The 18,873-nt window shown below is 67.9% G+C and carries 16 protein-coding genes; 6 read left to right on the plus strand and 10 right to left on the minus strand.

What is annotated here, in order from left to right; translation table 11 throughout:
* The first annotated feature begins 1 nt into the window (after nt 1).
* Nucleotides 2–2,350, plus strand: a complete 2,349-nt coding sequence (locus tag BMW87_RS32810; RefSeq protein WP_093082378.1) for a cytochrome P450/oxidoreductase — start codon at nt 2–4, stop codon at nt 2,348–2,350.
* Here the strand turns inward: BMW87_RS32810 and BMW87_RS32815 are convergent, their stop codons facing one another.
* The 6 genes from BMW87_RS32815 to BMW87_RS32840 form a co-directional block, all read right to left on the minus strand.
* Complete coding sequence (locus BMW87_RS32815) at nt 2,351–4,258, minus strand: sensor histidine kinase (protein ID WP_093082380.1); 1,908 nt, start codon at nt 4,256–4,258, stop codon at nt 2,351–2,353. It abuts the gene before it with no gap.
* Nucleotides 4,168–4,884 (minus strand): response regulator transcription factor, encoded by a 717-nt coding sequence (locus BMW87_RS32820; protein ID WP_093082383.1) that lies wholly within the window; start codon nt 4,882–4,884, stop codon nt 4,168–4,170. The genes BMW87_RS32815 and BMW87_RS32820 overlap by 91 nt, the downstream gene beginning before the upstream one ends.
* 47 nt (nt 4,885–4,931) lie before the next feature.
* Complete coding sequence (locus BMW87_RS32825; protein ID WP_093082385.1) at nt 4,932–5,552, minus strand: GNAT family N-acetyltransferase; 621 nt, start codon at nt 5,550–5,552, stop codon at nt 4,932–4,934.
* Nucleotides 5,553–5,603: 51 nt separating this feature from the next.
* A complete protein-coding gene (locus BMW87_RS32830) occupies nt 5,604–6,407 on the minus strand; it encodes an SDR family NAD(P)-dependent oxidoreductase (protein ID WP_093082388.1) in 804 nt (267 codons plus the stop codon).
* A 102-nt stretch (nt 6,408–6,509) separates the two neighbouring features.
* Nucleotides 6,510–6,890: a YciI family protein gene (locus tag BMW87_RS32835; RefSeq protein ID WP_093082391.1), complete on the minus strand. Its 381-nt coding sequence runs from the start codon at nt 6,888–6,890 to the stop codon at nt 6,510–6,512.
* A 44-nt stretch (nt 6,891–6,934) separates the two neighbouring features.
* Complete coding sequence (locus BMW87_RS32840) at nt 6,935–8,182, minus strand: RNA polymerase sigma factor (protein WP_093082393.1); 1,248 nt, start codon at nt 8,180–8,182, stop codon at nt 6,935–6,937.
* 127 nt (nt 8,183–8,309) lie between these two features.
* Between BMW87_RS32840 and BMW87_RS32845 the strand changes: the two genes are divergently transcribed.
* A complete protein-coding gene (locus BMW87_RS32845) occupies nt 8,310–9,782 on the plus strand; it encodes an amidase (RefSeq protein ID WP_093082395.1) in 1,473 nt (490 codons plus the stop codon).
* A gap of 12 nt (nt 9,783–9,794) precedes the next feature.
* Here BMW87_RS32845 and BMW87_RS32850 read toward each other — a convergent pair whose 3' ends face one another.
* The 3 genes from BMW87_RS32850 to mutS are packed head-to-tail and all read right to left on the minus strand — an operon-like array spanning nt 9,795 to nt 14,078.
* Nucleotides 9,795–10,607, minus strand: coding sequence for an alpha/beta fold hydrolase (locus BMW87_RS32850; RefSeq protein ID WP_093082398.1), 813 nt, complete (start codon nt 10,605–10,607; stop codon nt 9,795–9,797).
* Nucleotides 10,608–10,612: 5 nt separating this feature from the next.
* Nucleotides 10,613–11,452 carry a proteasome-type protease gene (locus tag BMW87_RS32855; RefSeq protein ID WP_093059103.1) on the minus strand — a complete coding sequence of 280 codons (840 nt, stop codon included), beginning with the start codon at nt 11,450–11,452 and terminating at the stop codon, nt 10,613–10,615.
* Nucleotides 11,453–11,480: 28 nt separating this feature from the next.
* On the minus strand, nt 11,481–14,078 hold the full coding sequence (gene mutS / locus BMW87_RS32860) for a DNA mismatch repair protein MutS (RefSeq protein ID WP_093082400.1): 2,598 nt from the start codon (nt 14,076–14,078) through the stop codon (nt 11,481–11,483).
* A gap of 217 nt (nt 14,079–14,295) precedes the next feature.
* Here mutS and BMW87_RS32865 point away from each other — a divergent pair, with 217 nt between their 5' ends.
* The 4 genes from BMW87_RS32865 (at nt 14,296) to BMW87_RS32880 (ending at nt 18,002) form a co-directional block, all read left to right on the plus strand.
* Nucleotides 14,296–14,925 carry a hypothetical protein gene (locus BMW87_RS32865; RefSeq protein WP_093082402.1) on the plus strand — a complete coding sequence of 210 codons (630 nt, stop codon included), beginning with the start codon at nt 14,296–14,298 and terminating at the stop codon, nt 14,923–14,925.
* 32 nt (nt 14,926–14,957) lie between these two features.
* Nucleotides 14,958–15,935, plus strand: coding sequence for a magnesium and cobalt transport protein CorA (locus BMW87_RS32870; protein WP_093082404.1), 978 nt, complete (start codon nt 14,958–14,960; stop codon nt 15,933–15,935).
* A 70-nt stretch (nt 15,936–16,005) separates the two neighbouring features.
* Nucleotides 16,006–16,473 (plus strand): MarR family winged helix-turn-helix transcriptional regulator, encoded by a 468-nt coding sequence (locus tag BMW87_RS32875; RefSeq protein WP_093082406.1) that lies wholly within the window; start codon nt 16,006–16,008, stop codon nt 16,471–16,473.
* Complete coding sequence (locus BMW87_RS32880) at nt 16,470–18,002, plus strand: DHA2 family efflux MFS transporter permease subunit (protein ID WP_093059063.1); 1,533 nt, start codon at nt 16,470–16,472, stop codon at nt 18,000–18,002. The genes BMW87_RS32875 and BMW87_RS32880 overlap by 4 nt, the downstream gene beginning before the upstream one ends.
* A gap of 10 nt (nt 18,003–18,012) precedes the next feature.
* On the opposite strand, the gene BMW87_RS32885 is transcribed toward BMW87_RS32880, so the two are convergent.
* A complete protein-coding gene (locus BMW87_RS32885) occupies nt 18,013–18,852 on the minus strand; it encodes a siderophore-interacting protein (RefSeq protein WP_093082408.1) in 840 nt (279 codons plus the stop codon).
* Nucleotides 18,853–18,873 lie beyond the last annotated feature (21 nt).

An 18,873-nucleotide genomic window follows, 5' to 3' on the forward strand; every position in this document is an offset into this window, starting at 1 on the left:
CATGCCCGACACCGCCTTGCCACCACGCGCTTCCGGCTGTCCCGTCGCGCACGGGCCGCTGTCTTCCGAGCGCACGCCCACGGGCTGCCCAGTGAGCCAGCGCGCCGCCGGCTTCGACCCGTTCGAAGACGGCTACCAGCAGGACCCGCCCGAGTACGTGCGCTGGGCGCGCGAGCAGGAGCCCATCTTCTACAGCCCCAAGCTGGGCTACTGGGTGCTCACGCGCTATGCGGACATCAAGGCGGTGTTCCGCGACAACATCACCTTCAGCCCGTCGAACGCGCTGGAAAAGATCACGCCCACCGGCGAGGAAGCCAACGCGGTGCTCGCCTCGTACGGCTTCGCGCTGAACCGCACGCTGGTCAACGAGGACGAGCCCGCCCACATGCCGCGCCGCCGCGCGTTGATGGACCCGTTCACTCCCGAGGCGCTGAAGCACCACGAGCCGATGGTGCGCGAGCTGGCCCGCACGTATGTCGACCGCTTCATCGACGACGGCAAGGCCGATCTCGTCGACCAGATGCTGTGGGAAATTCCGCTCACCGTGGCGCTGCACTTCCTTGGCGTGCCCGAGGAAGACATGGACACGCTGCGCACATATTCCATCGCGCACACCGTCAACACCTGGGGCCGCCCGAAGCCCGAGGAGCAGGTGGCCGTGGCGCACGCGGTCGGCAGCTTCTGGCAGTACGCCGGCAAGGTGCTCGAGAAGATGCGGCAAGACCCCGACGCACCCGGCTGGATGCAGTACGGCATCCGCAAGCAGATGCTGCACCCCGAGGTGGTGACCGACTCGTACCTGCACTCGATGATGATGGCCGGCATCGTGGCCGCGCACGAGACCACCGCCAACGCCACGGCCAACGCGATGAAGTTGCTGCTGCAGTACCCCCACGTGTGGCGCGAACTGTGCGAAGACCCGGGGCTCATTCCCAACGCGGTGGAAGAGTGCCTGCGCCACAACGGCTCGGTGGCCGCATGGCGCCGGCTCGTCACGAAAGACACGCAGATCGACGGCGTCGACCTGCCGGCGGGCTCGCGCCTGCTGATCGTCACCTCGTCGGCCAACCACGACGAAGGGCACTTCGCCGATGCCGACCTGTTCGACATCCGCCGCGACAACGCCAGCGACCATCTGACCTTCGGCTACGGCTCGCATCAGTGCATGGGCAAGAACCTGGCGCGCATGGAAATGCAGATCTTCCTGGAGGAGTTCACGCGCCGGCTGCCGCACATGCGGCTGTCGGAGCAGCGCTTCACCTACGTGCCGAACACTTCGTTCCGCGGGCCCGAGCACCTGTGGGTGGAATGGGACCCGGCGGCCAACCCCGAGCGCGCGAACAAGGGCCTGCGCGATGTGCAGGTGCCCGTGCGCATCGGCGAACCTTCGGCGCATTCGATCGCGAGGCCCGTGGTGGTCGAGCGCGTGACGCCGGTGGCCGATGGCATCGTCAAGCTGCGCCTCGTCTCGCCCGACGGCAAGTCGCTGCCGCGCTGGACGCCTGGCTCGCACATCGACGTCGAATGCGGCACGCCCGAGCTGTCGCGCCAGTACTCGCTGTGCGGCGACGCCGACGAGGCGGGCGTGCTGGAAATCGCCGTGCTGCACGAGCCCGATGGGCGCGGGGGCTCGGCATGGGTGCATGCGAACGTGAAGCCGGGCGACCGGCTGCGCATTCGCGGTCCGCGCAACCACTTTCGCCTCGACGAGTCGCTGAAGAAGGCGATCTTCATTGCCGGCGGCATCGGCATCACGCCGGTCAGCGCGATGGCGCGGCGCGCGAAGGCGCTGGGCATGGACTACGAACTGCACTACAGCGGCCGCAGCCGCGCGAGCATGGCCTTCGTCGACGAGCTGGCCGCGCTGCATGGCGAACGCCTGCACGTGCACGCTGCCGACGAAGGGCGCCGCAACGATCTGAAGGCCCTGCTCGCGCAACCCGTGCCCGGCACACAGGTCTATGCCTGCGGCCCGCTGCGAATGCTCGAAGCGCTGGAAAGCTGCTGCGCCGCGTGGCCCGAAGGCGCGCTGCGCGTGGAGCATTTCGAGTCGACACTCGCCACGCTCGATCCGTCGAAGGAGCACGCCTTCGAGGTCGAGCTGAAGGACTCCGGCCTCGTCCTCACCGTGCCGCCCGACCAGACCCTGCTGACCGCGCTGCGCGCCGCGAACGTCGACGTGCAGAGCGATTGCGAAGAAGGCCTGTGTGGCTCGTGCGAAGTGCGCGTGCTCTCCGGCAAGGTCGATCACCGCGACGTGGTGCTCACGCGTACGGAGCGCGACGCCAACACGAAGATGATGGCCTGCTGCTCGCGTGCCTGCGAAGGGCGCCTGGTGCTCGAACTCTAGTCAGCTCGCGAGCGGCATTCGCAGTGCAACCTGCGTCTCGCCGGGGCGCGACTGCAACTGCAGCTCGGCGCCGAGGCGGCGCGCCCGCGTGCGCAGGCTGCGCAACCCCGCGCCGCCGGTTTCGCCAGTGCCTTCGACCGCAAAGCCGCGCCCGTCATCGCGCACGCTGAGCCGGAGCTCGGCGCCCGCGCGCGCCACGGTCACGTCCACGCGCCGGCTCGCGCTGTGCTTGAGCACATTGGTCAGCGCCTCCTGCAGGAAGCGCATCAGGTCGAGGCTCTGCGAAGGCGGCAGTTCGAGCGTGTCGATGCCCGACACCTGCCAGCGGCAGTCGATGCCGTTGGCGTCGAGCAGCTGCGCGCTGCGGTGGCGCAGCGGCGCCAGCAGCTCGCCCAGCGCGCGGGCGCCGTCGTCGCGGCCGGTGGCGTCGATGATCAGCCGCAGGTCGTCGCGCAGGCGCTTGAGCATGGCGAGCAGCTCGGGCGCGCTGAGGTTCTCGGGCGTGCGCTCCAGCGTGGCGATGCTGCCCACCAGCATGCCGCCGAGGCCGTCGTGCAGATCGCTCACCAGGTTCACGCGTTCGCCGATGCGCGCATGCGTCAGCTCCAGCGCGTGCTGCTGCGCCAGCGTGGCGGCGAGGTCGGCCTTGGCCGCGTTCACTTCCTCGATCAGCTCGGTGTTGAAGTTCTCGATGCGCTTGAGGCTCTTCACGAACTGCGCGGCCAGCGTCAGCGCCATGCCCAGCAGCAGGATGTACGAAGACATCGTCGTGTAGTAGGTGTTGCTGTCGATCACCTGCGTGAACACCAGCAGGTCGTGCGCGTCCGTCAGCGCCGACACCGCCATGAACGGCGCGAGCGAGCGCATCGGGCTGTTTCGGTGGCGCAGGGCGTGGACGATCGAGGTGCCGTTCACCGCGATGACGGTGAAGCCGCCCACCAGCGTCCAGATGGCGCGGTGCGCGATCAGGTCTGCGTGGGGCGCCAGCCACAGGTCGAGCACGCCGACCACCGCGACCAGCAGCGCCGCGCCCTCCAGCCGGGGCATGCGCCGCCCGCAGAAGCGCAGCGCGAAGACGACGTAGGAAACGCCGAAGACCAGCAGCGTCGAGATGTTCAGCGCCTGCCAGCTGTGGTTGCTGGCAAAAGGCCAGGGGCTGGTTGCGATCTGGTTGTAGCCGAACAGCAGCCACAGCACGGACATCAGCGCGAACCATCCGTAGGCCGTCTCGCGCCGACGCAGCAGCCACAGGGCGGCGAAGAAGGCCGAGGCCGCCGCGCTCACCGCGAGGCCCAGCACCTGCAGGTCGCGGCGCACGAGGCGCTCCTGCTCGAACTCTGCCTGCATCGCAGCCGGCGCGCCCAGGCTCACCGGCCCAAGTCCCGCCTGATAGGCGAACAGGCCCGATACGCGCACCAGCAGCGTGTTGGTGCCGGGCCTGAGCAGCGGCGGCGCCAGCAGCCAGTGGCGCGGTGTGTTCCAGGCGCGCGTGAGCGGCTCGACCAGGCTGTCGTCGCGCGAGATGGGCGTGCCATTGAGCGACACCTCGCCGGCCATGTTGAGGTAGTGCAGCAGCAGGCCGGTTTCGCGCACCTGTTCGGGCTGCTCCCAGCTAAGGCGGTACCAGACCACGCCGTCGAAGCCGGGCCAGCGCGTGGCCCAGCTGTCGGGCAGGGTGACGGGTGTCCAGCCTTCAGCGGGCGGGGCCGTGTCGTTCCAGCCGGTGCCGCGCACGGCTTCGACGTGCAGCGCGGGCGCGGCGGTTGCCTGGGCGAAGGCCGGGCTGGCCGCAAGAAGCAGGAGGAGCAGCGCGCCCGTCAGCGCAGCAAGCCATGTCTTCGCGCCTGAAAGACGGCTTCGGTGCGCGAATTGACGGCCAGCTTGCGGTAGATGTTCTTGGTGTGGCATTCCACGGTCAGTCTGGAGATCGACAGCGACTCGGCCATGTCGCGATTGCTCAGGCCTTGCGACACGAGCTCGAGGATCTTGCGCTCGCGGCGCGTCAGCGGGGCCAGTCCATCGGCGGCGGGTGCGGCGCCGGAGGCTTGCACCTGCGCGTCGGCCATCGGCTGGTGCGTTGCGAGCCACGCGAGGATGTGGCGCGCGATGCTGGGGTCGATGGGCGCACCGCCCTGTTCGATGCTGCGCAGCGCGATGCCGAGTTCGACGTCGTCACGCTCTTTCAGCAGATAGCCGATGGCGCCCGCGCGCAGTGCCGCGAAGATGATTTCCTCGGTGCGCCAGGCCGATATCACCACCGCCGGAATGCCCGGGTGGTGCGCCTGCAGCCAGCCGATGAGCTCCACGCCGCTGCCGTCGGGCAGGCCGATGTCCACCAGCACCACGCCGTAGCCATGCTCGCCGAGCAGTTGCTGCGCCCCGGCGACGCTGTCGGTCACCGCAATGCGCTCCTCGTCGCAGCCGAGCGTGGAGAGCACGTGGCGCAGGCGAGCCTGCATGGCGGGGTCGTCCTCGACGATGAGGGCGGGGCTCAGCGAGACGGGTTCGGCGTCTTCGATCGGGAGAGGGGACATGCGGCGGATTCTTCGGCCAGCGCGGCGCGACGGGTAACGGTATTTGCTTATTTTCCGTGGTTGTTGCGAAGTATGTCCGCGGCGGGCCGGCACATGATCGCGTACGCCGAGTTCGTGACCGGCTCCAGGTGTTCCGCCGCGCTGCGAAAGCCCAGCCGCTCGTAGAACGCCACGCTGCGCGGCGTGAAGGTTTCCAGGAAGCACGGCGCGCCTGCCGCGTCGGCTTCGACCAGCGTTGGCGCCAGCAGCTGCGCACCCAGCCCGCGCCCCTGTGCGGCGGGCGAGATGCCGAGGATCGACAGGTACCAGGCCCCCGCCGGCACCACGGCCGGCGCACGCGCGGCCATGAATTCGACGATGCGGTGGTAGTTGTCGTAGCCGCGCGGGCCCAGTGTGCTCGCGAAGAATTCGTTCTTTGCCGCCGACTCGGCTGCGTCGACGTCATTCGTGCGCGGCAGCAGCCAGGCCGCCGCGCCGAGCTTGCCGTCTTCCGTCGTCAGGAAGCGCCCGGTTCGCGCTGCCTCGCCCAGCGAGTAGGCGAAGTACCTGGCGAGCACCGCCTTGCGGGTCGGCATGTCGTGCTCGAAGTCGGCGGAGATTGCGAGATAGAACGGATCGACGATGAGTGCGTCGGCCAATGCGGGCGCTGACGGGAGTTCGAGAGACATGCGGAGGTCGGCAAGGTTCAGGATGACCCGCGCGATTCTAGGGAGCCGCCCTCAGTCCAGCGTGACGCCGCCGCTGAGGTTCAGCACCGCGCCTGTCATCGCGCCAGCGCCTTCCGATGCGGCGAACAGCGCGGCGGCTGCCATCTGGTCGAGCGAGGGAAGCCGCTTCACGAGCAGGCCGGCTGGCTTGTCCGCGAGCATCTGCTCGACCGTGATCCCCATGCTCTCCGCGGCCGGGCGGAACACTTCGTAGGAATGCGAGCCGCCGAACGCCGCTTCGGGAATGGCGTGCGAGCGGATGCACACCGTGCGGATGTTGAAGGCTGCCAGCTCGCCGGCCATGTGGCGCGACAACGCCTCCACGCCCGCGCAGGCCACCGCGTGGCCCAGATAGCCCGGGCCGGGCAGGCGCGAAGCCGGTGTCGACACTGAAAGGATTACGCCGCCGCCGCGCTTTGCCATGTGCGGCGCGACGGCCTTGGCCGTGAGAAAGGGGCTGCGGGTATAGGCATGCACGGGCACGAAGAAGTCTTCCAGCGACAGCGCCGACAGCGGCGTGCCCTGCACGTGCAGGATACCGATGGCGTTGAGCGCGATGTCGATGCCGCCGGCGCGTTCGGCCACCTCGCCGGCGTGGCGGACCATGGCCTGCTCGTCTAGTGCGTCGACCACCGCCGCCTCGGCGCGGCCGCCCTCGGCCACGATGGCCTGCACCGCCGCATCGAGCCTGGCGCGGTTGCGCCCCGTGATGAACACCCGGGCGCCTTCGCGGGCAAAGGCGCGGGCCACAGCGCCGCCGATGGCGCCGCTGCCGCCATGAATCACCAAGCACCGGTCGTTGAATGTCTGGGACATCGTCTTCTCCTTGGGTTGCCGCCCGCGACATGCGGGCGTTCCAGCCAAGGACGGACGGCGGCGGCGCGATCCGACAACGCCGCCAAAAAATCTTCCGCAGCTTCAGACCTGCGGAATCCTCGCCGGAATCACGCCCGGGTCGTACCAGGTGATCGGCCTGATCTCGAACACGCCGGTCTCGAAGGCCAACCGGTGCGCGGCATGCGTGGTCTCCTCGACGGTTTCGCACTCCACGATGTAGATGCCCATCAGCTGTTCCTTTGTCTCGGCAAAGGGGCCATCGGTGACCAGCGGGTGCATGTCGCCCGCGCGGCGCACTGTGGTAGCTACGTTCGGCATCAGCCGCAGCACCGTGCCGAGCCGGCCTTGTGCCTGCAGGTCGTCGCGCAGGTCGGTGTGGCGATCGAGCATCTCCTCTTCGACGCCGGGCTCCCAGGCGGCCACCGCGGATTCGGAACCGTAGATGAGGATGGAATAGAGCATGGTCTTCCTTTTTCTGGCTGTGGTTCGTGGTTCGGGAGGATCGATCAATGCGGCGCGCCGAGGCGGTCGAGCATCGTTCGGATGTGCGCCGCCTCCGCCGCCGTGCGGGCCAGGCCGAGGGCGCGCGCGAAGGCGGCATGGGCTTCCTCGCCGTGGCCGAGCTGCATCAGCAGCGTGCCCTGCAGGCCGTGGAAGTGGAAGTAGTCGGCCAGTGCACCGGCCAGCGGTTCCGTCAGCGCCAGCGCCACTTGCGGCCCGTGCAGCTTGTGCACGGCCACTGCGCGGTTCAGCGTGACGACCGGCGAGGGCTGAAGGGTTTCGAGCGCTACGTAGAGACGGTCAATCTCGGCCCAGTTCGTGTCTTCGGCGCGTGTGGCCTGCGCGTGGGTGGCTGCGATGGCCGCCTGCAGCTGGTAGGGGCCGGGCCGGCGTTGCCGCAGCGCGCCTTCGACCAGCGCAAGGCCCTCGCCGATCAGCGTGCGGTTCCAGCGCGCACGGTCCTGGTCTTCGAGCAGCACGACCATGCCGCCGGCATCGAGCCGCGCATCGGCGCGCGCATGCTGCAGCAGGAGCAGGGCAGCAAGGCCCATCAGCTCGGGCTCGTCGGGAAAGATCGCGAGCAGCAGCCGCGCGAGGCGTATCGCCTCTTCGCACAACGCTGCGCGCACGTGCTCGGTGCCGCCGCTGGCCGAGTAGCCTTCGTTGAACAGCAGGTAGACCGTGGTGCACACGGCGGCCAGCCGCCCGTCGCGCTCGCGCCGGCCCGGCGTGTCGAAGGGAATGCCGGCCGACGCCACGCGCTTCTTGGCGCGCGTGATGCGCTGCTCCATCGCGCTTTCGCCGACGAGGAAGGCACGCGCGATCTCCTGCACCGACAGGCCCGAGACGATGCGCAGTGCCAGCGCGATCTGCTGCGTGAGCGGCAGCTCGGGGTGGCAGCAGACGAACAGCAGGCGCAGCACGTCGTCGCGGTAGTGGGCGTGGTCAAGCTGTTCGACGAGCCGGGCCTCGGTGTCTTCGAGATCGGAGATGAGTGGGTCGTCCTCGGGCAGCGCGTCGTGCCGGTTGCGCCGGCGCACCTCGTCGAGCGCCGCATTGCGCCCGACGAAGATCAGCCAGGCCAGCGGATCGGCGGGAGGTCCGCTCGCGGGCCAGTGCTGCAGGGCGCGCAGGCTGGCTTCCTGGAAGGCTTCCTCGGCCGTGTCCAGCTCGCGGAAGTAGCGCAGCAGCGCCGCCACCGCGCGGGGGCGCGAAGCGGTCAGCGTGGTGGCGATCCAGGCGGTGTCGGTCATGCGATGCGCTCGTTGTCCCTCGTTCCTGCTCACCCAAGGACGAGCGAGTATGCGTCGCGCCGACACGCTCGGCAAAATCGGGCGCTCAGTCCTTGAAACGAAATCTCGAAAGAATGGAGCACCGCGGATGACGCTGGCAATGAGCTGGAACGAATGGGCCGATCACGACGGCATCGGGTTGGCGGAACGGGTCCGCAAGGGCGACGTGACGGCGGCGGAGCTGGCGGCCCAGGCCGCGGCGGGCATCGCGAAGCTCAACCCGCAACTCGATGCGGTGGTCGAGGTGTTCGACGACGTGGTGGCCGATCCGCTGAAGGACGGCATGAACCCCGATGGCGTGTTCGCGGGCCTGCCCTACCTGATGAAGGATCTCGGGCCGACGCTGAAGGGCCGGCTGCAGGAATTCGGCTCGATGATGATGCAGGGCCATCGCCCGGCGGCCGACAGCTTTCTCACGCAGCAGCTGCGCAAGGCAGGCCTCAACATCGTGGGCCGCAGCACGACGCCGGAGTTCGGCGTGTGCAGCTCGGCGGAAAACGCGCTGCACACCACGCGCAACCCCTGGGACCTCGAATACACCACCTGCGGCTCGTCGGCCGGTACGGCCGCCGCCGTTGCCGCCGGTGTGCTGCCGCTCTCGCATGCCACCGACGGCGGCGGCTCCATCCGCATTCCGGCGGGCGTGAACGGCAACATTGGCCTGAAGGTGTCGCGTGGCGTGTTCTCGCTGGCGCCGGGCCTGTCGGACCTCTCGGGGCTGGTGTCGATCCAGGGCTGCCACAGCCGCACTGTGCGCGATACGGCGGCCTTCGTCGACCACTGCCGCGGCGGCGCGCCCGGCGAGTTCATGCCCTTCTGGTCGCCAGCAGAGCCGTACAGCGAACTCATCCGGCGCGACCCGGGCCGCCTGCGCATCGCGCTGTCGCACGAGTGGGGCGACTTCCGTGCAACGCCGCATTTCGTGGCCGAGCTGGAGCGCGTCGGCAAGTTTCTCGAAGGGCTGGGCCATCACGTCGAATGGGTGCTGCCCGAGGTCGATTTCAAAGCCGCCTTTGCCGCGCAGACCACCTGCTACATCAGCAACTTCGCGCAGGTCATCGACGGCCACCTGCACCGGCTGGGGCTGGAGCGCCCGCCGGCCGAGCTGCTGGAGCCGATCAACATCAAGATCTGGGAAGCCGGGCTGCACACCTCGTACACCGAGCGCTCGAAGATGCAGGCGGTGTTCAACACCACCTCGCGCGCCTTCGGCGATTTCTTCCAGCGCTGGGACATCATCCTGACGCCGATCACCGCGCTGCCTACGCCCAAGGTCGGCACTAGCGAGTACCTGACGACGAGCACGAACCCGTCCGTCTACGACTGGTTCGCCAACCTCTGGAAGAACTTCGCGTACACGCCGCTGGCCAACCTGTGCGGCATGCCGGGCATCTCGCTGCCGATGGCCACGCAGGAAAACGGCATGCCACTGGGCATCCAGGCACAGGCGGCGCAGGCGAACGACGGGCTGCTGCTGCAGCTGGCCGCGCAGATCGAGCGGGCGCTCGACGGCAAGTGGAATGCGGGCCGGCGGCCCGGGGTGCACGTCACCCAGGGGTGACGGCGCGGTCGCTCAGAGCAGGTTGCGCAGCGCGGCCTCGATGGCCGCGGCTGTTGCCAGCGGCTTTTCCATCGGGAAGAGGTGCGTGCCGTCCATCATGGCGATGCGGCCCCTGGTGACCTGCTCGGTCATCGCCATGCCCACCCGCTTCATCTCGGCCGACTGGCGCCCGCCGATGAAGGCCGCCTTGCACTTGAGCGGGTGCGCGCGCAGAAGCGCTCCGAGGTTGTGGGGCAGGGTGTTGTAGATGGCGGTCTCGACGTCGCGGTCGAAGCTCAGTGAACGGCCGTCCTCGCCAGCTTTGTCGGCATCGAAGGTGCCGTGGTCGATGTAGTCGTGCAGCACCTGCTCGTCCCACTTCGCGAACGCCTTCTTGCTGCGGAAATGCTCGAACACCGCCTCGCGATGCTCCCAGCTGTTCTTGCGCTTGCGGCTGATGGCGCCGGGCGAAATGCTCTTCATGAGCGGTGTGCGCTTGACCACGTTGAGCGTGTTCGCGCGCCAGCCGCCGAGGATGGGCGAGTCGATCAGCACCACGCCGCGCGCCAGCTCCGGGTGCAGCGCCGCGCACATCAGGCTCAGGAACCCGCCAAGCGAATGGCCGATCAGGAACACCGGTCCGCCTGCGCGGTCGGCACGCAGCTTCGCAAAGTCGGCCAGCTGCTGCACCAGGTGCGGCCAGTTGTCGGTGACGGGGTACTTCGGGTCGTGCCCGAATTTCTCGATGGCATCGACCTCGAAGCCGCGGTTGCGCAGGCTGTCGAGGACGACGCGGTAGGTGCTCGCGGGAAAGCTGTTGCCGTGCGAGAAGACGACCGGGGGCACGGGGGTCAGATCAGCTTCTCGTCTGGCGTGGAAATCTTGCGCAGCGGGCTGTGGCGCGTTGCGGGCATCTTCAGCGGATGCTCGGTCTGGCTGTCGTCCCACACTGGGTCTTCGATGCTGTCGAACACCTCGCGCAGCTTCTGGCCCCAGCTGCTGTGCACCATGCGGTAGTAGGGGTTGTCGGCGTCGATGCAGATCACGCGGTCGGTTTCGAGCTTGTTGGCCTCGTACACCACCAGGTCGAGCGGCAGGCCGACCGACAGGTTCGACTTCATGGTCGAGTCCATCGACACCAGCGCGCACTTGGCTGCCTCGTCGAGCGGCGTCTCGGGCGTGAGCACGCGGTCGAGCACGGGCTTGCCGTACTTCGATTCGCCGACCTGGAAGTAGGGCGTCTCGGTGGTGGCTTCGATGAAGTTGCCGGCCGCGTAGACGAGGAAGAGGCGCATGCCTTCGCCCTTGACCTGCCCGCCGAAGATGAAGGACACGTTGAAGTCCAGCCCCGCATGCTTGAGCGCCTCGGCATCGCGGTCGTACACGTGGCGCACCGCCGAGCCGAGCACGCGCGCGGCATCGAACATGCTCTTCGCGTTCCAGATGGTGATGGGCTCGCCCTGCGTGCCGTCTTCGCGGGTTTCGCGCAGCTCCTCGATCTGGAGGATTTCTCGCACCGACTGCGAGATGCTCAGGTTGCCCGACGACAGCAGCACCATGACGCGGTCGCCCGGCTGCTCGTAGACGATCATCTTGCGGAAGGTGCTGATGTGGTCCACGCCCGCGTTGGTGCGCGAGTCGGAGAGAAACACCAGGCCGGCGTTGAGTTTGATGCCTACGCAGTAAGTCATGGGTTCGTCTGGCATGACCGGCGCCGGATCATGCGGCACCGAGTTCACGTTTATTCAGTTTTTGAAGGGCATACAAGGCATCGAGGGCCTCGCGCGGGCTCATGGTGTCGGGGTCGAGCGCGGCCAGCGCGGATTCTACGGCGCTGGCCAGCGGTGTCTCGGCCACCGGAGGCGGTGCAAACAGGTCGACCTGTGCACGAGTTTGCGCATGCTGCGATTCAAGCGCCTCCAGCGCCTGCCGCGCATGGTTGACCACCGCCGCGGGCATGCCCGCGAGCCGCGCCACCTGGATGCCGTAGCTCTTGCTGGCAGGGCCGGGCTGCATTTCGTGCAGGAACACGATGTCGCGGCCCGCCTCGGTCGCGCTCACGTGCATGTTCACGGCGCCGTGGTGTGTGGCCGGAAACTCGGTCAACTCGAAATAGTGCGTGGCGAACAGCGTGAAGGCCTTGCTGCGGTCGTGCAGCTGGGCCGCGATACCGGCGGCCAGCGCCAGCCCGTCGAAGGTGCTGGTGCCGCGGCCGATCTCGTCCATCAGCACCAGCGACTGCGCCGTGGCGCTGTGCAGGATTTGCGCGGCCTCGGTCATTTCGAGCATGAAGGTCGACTGCGCATTGGCCAGGTCGTCCGCCGCGCCGATGCGGGTGTGGATGGCGTCGATCGGCCCGAGCCGGCAGGCTGCCGCCGGCACGTGCGAGCCGATGGAGGCCAGCAGCACGATGATGGCCACCTGCCGCATGTACGTCGACTTACCGCCCATGTTGGGACCGGTGATGACCTGCATGCGCTGCTGCGGCCCGAGCTGCGTGTCGTTGGCGATGAAGCCGCCTGACGACTTCTCGGCCAGCCGCGCTTCCACCACCGGGTGGCGGCCCTGCTGGATCTCGATGCAGGGGTGCGCCACGAAGCTCGGTGCGCGCCAGTGCAGCGTGTGCGAGCGCTCGGCCAGCGCGCACAGCGCGTCGAGCGTGGCGATGCCGCCGGCCAGCTGCGTGAGCGCGGGCACCGAGGGCTGCAGCGCGTCGAGCAGCTGCTCGTACAGCCACTTCTCGCGGGCCAGCGCGCGGTCTTGCGCGCTCAGGGCCTTGTCCTCGAAGGCTTTCAGCTCGGGCGTGATGAAGCGCTCGGCGTTCTTCAGCGTCTGGCGGCGGCGGTAGTTGTCGGGCACCTTCGAGAGCGCGCTCTGCGTCACCTCGATGTAGAAACCGTGCACGCGGTTGAACTGCACCCGCAGGTTGCTGATGCCGGTGCGCTCGCGTTCGCTGATTTCGAGCTTCAGCAAAAAGTCGTCGCAGTTCTCGCTGATGGCGCGCAGTTCGTCGAGCTCGGCGTCGTGGCCGGTAGCGATCACGCCGCCGTCGCGCACCAGCGCGGACGGGTCGGGCTTGATGGCGCTGGTCAGCAGGTCGGCGCAGCCGGGCGGCGGGGCCAGGCGTTCGGTGATCTGGGCCAGGAGGTTTGCAGACGCAGGCAGCAAGGGCGCAAGCTGCTCCGCTTTCGATAGCGCCAGCCGCAGCGCCAGCAGTTCGCGCGGGCGCACCTGCCGCAGCGCGATGCGGGCTGCAATGCGCTCCACGTCACTCGTGTTCTTGAGCTGCTCACGCAGCGTGCGCCACGGTGCGGCAGTGCCACCGAGCACGGTCGACTGCAGGGCGCCGATGGCTTCGAGCCGGGCCTGCGCTTCGGAGCGGTCGCGCCGGGGCGAGAGCAGCCAGCGCTTCAGCAGGCGGCTGCCCATGCCCGTCATGCAGGTGTCGAGCAGCGAGAACATCGTGGGCGAGTCTTCGCCACGCAGCGTCTGCACCAGTTCGAGGTTGCGGCGCGTAGTGGGCGGCAGCTCGATCAGGTCGCCGTCGCGCTCGACCGACAGGCGCTGCACGTGCGAGAGCGCGCGGCCCTGGGTGTGCTCGGCATAGCCCAGCAGCGCGGCGGCTGCGGCATGCGCGTTGGTCAGCGATTCGGCGTTCCAGGCGGCGAGGCTGTTGCTGCCCATCTGCTCGGCCAGCTTGCGCTCGCCCAGGCCGCCGTCGAATTGCCACGCCGGGCGGATCGACAGCGTGAAGGGCGTGGCGCTGCGCGCGGCTTTCAGGCGTTGCTCGAAGGCAGGCGTTACTTCGGCGCTGTACAGCAGTTCGCTGGGCGCGATGCGGGCGATCCAGGCTTCGAGCGCGTCGGCCGGGCACTCGGCCAGCCGCAGTTCGGCGCCGGTCACGCTGAGCCATGCCAGCCCGCAGAAATTGCGCGAACCCGCGTGCACCGCGAGCAGCAGCGACTCGCTCTTGTCGTTGAGCAGTTCGGAGTCGGTCAGCGTGCCGGGCGTAACCACGCGAACCACCTTGCGTTCGACCGGGCCCTTGCTGGCGCCGACTTCGCCCACCTGCTCGCAGATGGCGACCGATTCGCCCAGCTTGATAAGGCGGCCCAGGTAGGTGTCGACCGCATGGAAGGGCACGCCGCACATCACCACCGGCTGGCCGGCCGACTGGCCGCGCTGGGTGAGCGTGATGTCGAGCAGGCGCGCGGCCTTTTCGGCGTCGGCCCAGAAGAGTTCGTAGAAATCGCCCATCCGGTAGAACAGCAGGGTGTCCGGATGGTCCGCCTTGAGGCCTAGATATTGGGCCATCATCGGGGTGTGCCCGAGCGTTGCTTCTGCCCCGCCAGGGGATGCCGTCGATTTATCCTTCGAATTCAATGATTTCGCCTTGTGTCTGTGTCGGGGTATCCGAGCGAGCCTTGGCTCGGATTATCTTGTATGGGACATCCGCAAGGCGCCGGCCGGGCCCGCACCCACCACTCTAAAATCCCCCGACGCGACCCCCGCGTGAAGAACAAACAAGGCGCCCATGGCCCAGCTGGATGATTTCAAAGGCCTTGAAGCGAACGCGGCTGCGCTGCCCGGCAGCGCCACCTTGCCCGCAGAGCTTGCCGCGCTGTATCTGTGCATAACACCGGCCCAGCTTGCGGAGCTGCGAAAGTCGAAACGGCCCGAGGGGCGCGCGGGCCATAGCCCGTCTGTCATCAGGCCGGTGGAAGGCGGCGCAGCGGGGCCCAAGGACCCGGTGCTCTACAACTTGGGTGCCTTGCGCGACTTTGCGAAAGCGCACGCCGCTCCATCCGCGTTCGACACCGCGGCCAGCACCGGCATGCTGGGTTGGGTGTCGGCGAAGCTGCCTTTCTTCGCGGAACTCGAACCCCGCATCAAGCGCGGCAAGCGCGTGATCATCGGCGGTGCCTGGGACCGGACCGACCCCCTGCGCGAGGCGCGCTTCGTCGATCTCGCGAAAGGCCGCATCCGATTCGCATCGCTGACATGCTCCGAAGCCGCGGCCAGCCTGTGGGCCGATGTTGCGAGCCATTCCGCGCTGGCTGAAAAGGGGCTCGCGCTGCTCAGGAGCGAAACGCAAGCCATCGAGGCTTCGCTGGCGGCCACCGCCCAACTGGCCGCAACTTCGAATTCCAACGCGACGACCTGATCGACGTCCAGATTGAACATGGAAGAGTACCGATGCTGATCAATTGCGTCGCTTATGAAAACGGCGCCAAGCTCGCCGACATCTCGGTCGAGGCCATCAGCGACTACATCAGCCGGCCGGGCTGCTTCGTCTGGGTGGCGCTGAGCGACGCCTCACCGGAAGAACTGAGCGTGATGCAGCACGAATTCGGCCTGCATCCACTCGCGGTGGAAGACGCCCGCAACGGCCACCAGCGGCCGAAGATGGAGGAATACGGCGACTCGCTCTTCGTCGTCATGCACATGGTCGAGCCATCGCCCGAGGGCGAGCACTGCACGAACGTGGGCGAGGTCGACGTGTTCGTCGGCAGCAACTACGTGCTGTCGGTGCGCAACCGCAGCAAGCAGGGCTTTCTTGGCGTGCGCGAGCGCTGCGAGCGCGAGCCGGACCTGCTGCGCAACGGCGCGGGCTTCGTGCTGTATGCGTTGATGGACGCGGTGGTCGACCGCTACTTTCCGGTGATCGACGCGCTGGAGGACGAGCTCGAAGCCATCGAGCAGCAGCTTTTCGGCCAGGGCGGCGCAGCGCGCGACAAGATCAAGCAGCTCTACGACCTGAAGCGGCGCAGCATGATCCTCAAGCGTGCGGTGGCGCCGCTGCTGGAGGCATCGGGCAAGATGCACGGAGGGCGCGTGCCGCAGATCTGCATGAGCTCGCAGGAGTACTTTCGTGACGTGGGCGACCACCTGGGGCGCATCAACGGCTCGATCGACGCGATGCGCGACACCATCGGCACGGCGATCCAGGTGAACCTGTCGATGGTCACCATCGAGGAAAGCGAAGTCACCAAGCGGCTCGCGGCCTGGGCCAGCATCTTCGCGGTGTGCACCGCCTTCGCCGGCATCTGGGGCATGAACTTCGAGAACATGCCGGAGCTGAAATTCCGCTATGGCTATGCGGTGGCGCTGGGGTTGATCGTCAGCACCTGCGGCTATCTCTACTACCGGTTCCGGCGCGCCGGCTGGCTTTGACTGTGAGTGTGTGAGTGCGAGGGGGCTTGCTAAGTCCCAACTAATAAACATGTAGATAATCAAGTCCCTTATGAAAAGGGACTTCACCCAGCGCTTCGGCTTCCTCGTCAAGAGCGTGGGCAAGCTCTACAGCGAAGAGTTCGACCGCCTCGCGCGCGAACGCATCGGCCTCACCAGCGCCCAGTGCCGCCTGCTCGGCGCACTGGCCATGCACGGCGATGAAGAGCCCCTCTCTCAGGCCGAACTCGCGCAGCGGCTCGACCTGACCCCGATGGCCGTGGCCGGCCTGTGCGACCGCATGGCTGCGGCCGGCTGGATCCGCCGCGAGCCCAGCGCCACGGACCGCCGCGTCAACAAGATTCATCTGGAGCCGAGCGCCGAGAAAGCGCTCGACAGCGCGCTCAGCCTCAGCGACGGGCTCAATGCCCGCGTGATGGCGGTGCTGTCGCAACCCGAGCGCGCGCAACTGCTGAGCCTGCTCGCCAAGGTGCAAGGCAGCCTCGTGGAAATCACCTCGGGCGAGGGCAAGAAGCCATGAGCGTCGCGCCCGGAACCAAGGTGCCGCACCGCGGCATGATCACCATATCGATCATGCTGGCGACCATCATGCAGGCGCTGGACACCACGATCGCCAACGTCGCACTGCCCCACATGCAGGGCAGCCTGCAGGCCTCGCAGGACCAGATCACCTGGGTGCTCACCTCGTACATCGTGGCCTCGGCCATCGCGCTGCCGCTGACCGGCTGGCTGTGCGGCCACTGGGGGCGGCGGCGCGTGTTCATCATCTCGGTGATCGGCTTCACGGTGGCCTCGGCGCTGTGCGGGCTTGCGACCTCGCTGGTCGGCATCGTGGCCGCGCGGCTGCTGCAGGGCATCTTCGGCGCGGCACTGGTGCCGCTGTCGCAGGCGGTGCTGCTCGACATCAACCCGCGCGAGAAGGTCGGCCAGGCAATGGCGATCTGGGGCGCGGGCATCATGGTCGGACCCATCCTCGGGCCGCTGCTGGGCGGTTGGCTCACCGAGAACTTCGACTGGCGCTGGGTGTTCTTCATCAACCTGCCGGTGGGCATCTTCGCCTTCTGGGGCATCGCGCGCTACCTGCCCGAGAGCCGGCCGCAGGGCGAGAAGCTCGACATCTTCGGCTTCGTGACGCTGAGCCTGGCCATCGGCATGCTGCAGCTGTTTCTCGACCGTGGCGAACAGCTCGACTGGTTCGATTCGTGGGAGATCAAGCTCGAAGCTGCCGCCGCGCTGGTGGCCTTCGGCTTCTTCGTGGTCCACACGTGGACGGTGCAGGGCGTGTCTTTCTTCGACCGCGACTTGCTGAAAGACCGCAACTTCGTCACCGGCCTGCTGTTCGCGTTCATCGTCGGCATGATTTTGTTCGCGACGATGGCGCTGCTGCCCAACTTCCTGCAGGGGCTGATGGGTTATCCGGTGGTCTACACGGGCGAGGTGACGGCGCCGCGCGGCGTCGGCACCATGATCGCGATGATCATCGTGGGCCGGCTGGTGCAGAAGGTGGATGTGCGCGCGATCATGGCCGTGGGCTTCGGCCTCACGGCGTTCTCGCTCTACCAGATGACGCGGCTCACGCTGCAGATGGACAGCACGCTGATCATCGTCTCGGGCTTCATTCAGGGCCTGGGCATCGGCTTCACCTTCGTGCCGCTGTCGACCGCCACCTTCGCCACGCTGGCGCCGCGGCTGCGCAACCAGGGCACACCCATCTTCAGCCTGCTGCGCAACATCGGCAGCAGCGTAGGCATCTCGATCGTGCAGGCGCTGCTGACCGAAGGCTCGAGCAAGGCGCATGCGCAGATCGCGTCGACCGTGGCGCCGGGCAACACCGCGCTGTCGACGCTGCCGCAGATGATGTCGCCCGACACGATGACGGGGCTGGCGCTGCTGAATGCGGAGGTGACGCGGCAGGGCGCGCTGATCGGCTACCTGGACGACTTCGCGATCATGATGATCATCACGGTGCTGGCGATTCCGCTGCTGTTGCTGATCAAAAGCCCGAGGCGCAGTGCGGCCGCCTCAGGCCCGGCCGAAGTGCCGCACTGAAAGACCCGCATCACTCGTCGTGCGTGTCGTGCGTTGCCACCGCACCGCGACGCCAGTAGCCCGAGGCCCGCGTCCACTTCGGGTTCGCGCCGCGCTCGCCCACCAGGTGCGCGCGCAGCGCTTTGGCGATGGCCGATTCGCAGCCTACCCACGCATGGAAATCGCCGGCCGGTAGCTGCATGGCCTTCAGCGCGTCGAGCAGCACGGGGCTCAGGCCCGGCTCGGTGCCGCGGCGGTGCACCCACTTCAACGTGAGTTCGGCCTGCGTGTCGAACGGAATCTCGTCGGCTTCGCTGTCGACTTCCGCCAGCACTACCGCGCGAGAGCCGGCCGGCAGTTCGGCCAGGCGACGCGAGATGGCGGGCAGGGCGGTGTCGTCGCCGATCAGCAGGTGCCAGTCGAACTCGGTCGGCACGATGAACGAGCCGCGCGGGCCGCCCACACCGACGACGTCGCCGGGCTTGGCCTGCTCGGCCCACTGCGTGGCGGGGCCGGCTTCGTGCAGCGCGAAGTCGATTTCGAGCGTGCCGGCCTTGGCGTCGTGGCGGCGCGGCGTGTAGTCGCGCATGGTGGGGCGGCCGCTTGCGGGCCACACCGGGCCTTCGGGTCCGGCCGTGGGCAGCGTGAGCTTGCCGGTGGTGGCATCGGGAAAGAAGATCTTCGCGTGGTCGTCGAAGCCGGGGCTGGTGAAGCCCGCGAGGTCGTCGCCCGTGAGGGTGATGCGAATCAGGTGCGGCGTCACGCGCTGCGCGGATTTCACCGTGAGCTGGCGAAAGCGCAGGTCGTGGCGCACCCGGCGCGGCGTGCGGTCGGGGGCGGTGGAAGCAGATGAAGTACTGAAGTCAGTCATTGCAGAAGTCCTGGGTGAGCA

Source organism: Variovorax sp. OV084 (assembly GCF_900111625.1).
GTDB lineage: Bacteria > Pseudomonadota > Gammaproteobacteria > Burkholderiales > Burkholderiaceae_C > Variovorax.

Excerpts from the sequence above, each read along its gene's own strand:
- BMW87_RS32825 (WP_093082385.1), bottom strand. The coding sequence starts at position 5,552 with ATGTCTCTCGAACTCCCGTCAGCGCCCGCATTGGCCGACGCACTCATC.
- BMW87_RS32885 (WP_093082408.1), bottom strand. The coding sequence starts at position 18,852 with ATGACTGACTTCAGTACTTCATCTGCTTCCACCGCCCCCGACCGCACG.
- BMW87_RS32815 (WP_093082380.1), bottom strand. The coding sequence starts at position 4,258 with ATGCCACACCAAGAACATCTACCGCAAGCTGGCCGTCAATTCGCGCAC.
- BMW87_RS32865 (WP_093082402.1), top strand. The coding sequence starts at position 14,296 with ATGGCCCAGCTGGATGATTTCAAAGGCCTTGAAGCGAACGCGGCTGCG.
- BMW87_RS32870 (WP_093082404.1), top strand. The coding sequence starts at position 14,958 with ATGCTGATCAATTGCGTCGCTTATGAAAACGGCGCCAAGCTCGCCGAC.
- BMW87_RS32855 (WP_093059103.1), bottom strand. The coding sequence starts at position 11,452 with ATGACTTACTGCGTAGGCATCAAACTCAACGCCGGCCTGGTGTTTCTC.
- BMW87_RS32835 (WP_093082391.1), bottom strand. The coding sequence starts at position 6,890 with ATGCTCTATTCCATCCTCATCTACGGTTCCGAATCCGCGGTGGCCGCC.
- BMW87_RS32875 (WP_093082406.1), top strand. The coding sequence starts at position 16,006 with ATGAAAAGGGACTTCACCCAGCGCTTCGGCTTCCTCGTCAAGAGCGTG.
- BMW87_RS32810 (WP_093082378.1), top strand. The coding sequence starts at position 2 with ATGCCCGACACCGCCTTGCCACCACGCGCTTCCGGCTGTCCCGTCGCG.
- BMW87_RS32820 (WP_093082383.1), bottom strand. The coding sequence starts at position 4,884 with ATGTCCCCTCTCCCGATCGAAGACGCCGAACCCGTCTCGCTGAGCCCC.
- BMW87_RS32840 (WP_093082393.1), bottom strand. The coding sequence starts at position 8,182 with ATGACCGACACCGCCTGGATCGCCACCACGCTGACCGCTTCGCGCCCC.
- mutS (WP_093082400.1), bottom strand. The coding sequence starts at position 14,078 with ATGATGGCCCAATATCTAGGCCTCAAGGCGGACCATCCGGACACCCTG.
- BMW87_RS32830 (WP_093082388.1), bottom strand. The coding sequence starts at position 6,407 with ATGTCCCAGACATTCAACGACCGGTGCTTGGTGATTCATGGCGGCAGC.
- BMW87_RS32845 (WP_093082395.1), top strand. The coding sequence starts at position 8,310 with ATGACGCTGGCAATGAGCTGGAACGAATGGGCCGATCACGACGGCATC.
- BMW87_RS32880 (WP_093059063.1), top strand. The coding sequence starts at position 16,470 with ATGAGCGTCGCGCCCGGAACCAAGGTGCCGCACCGCGGCATGATCACC.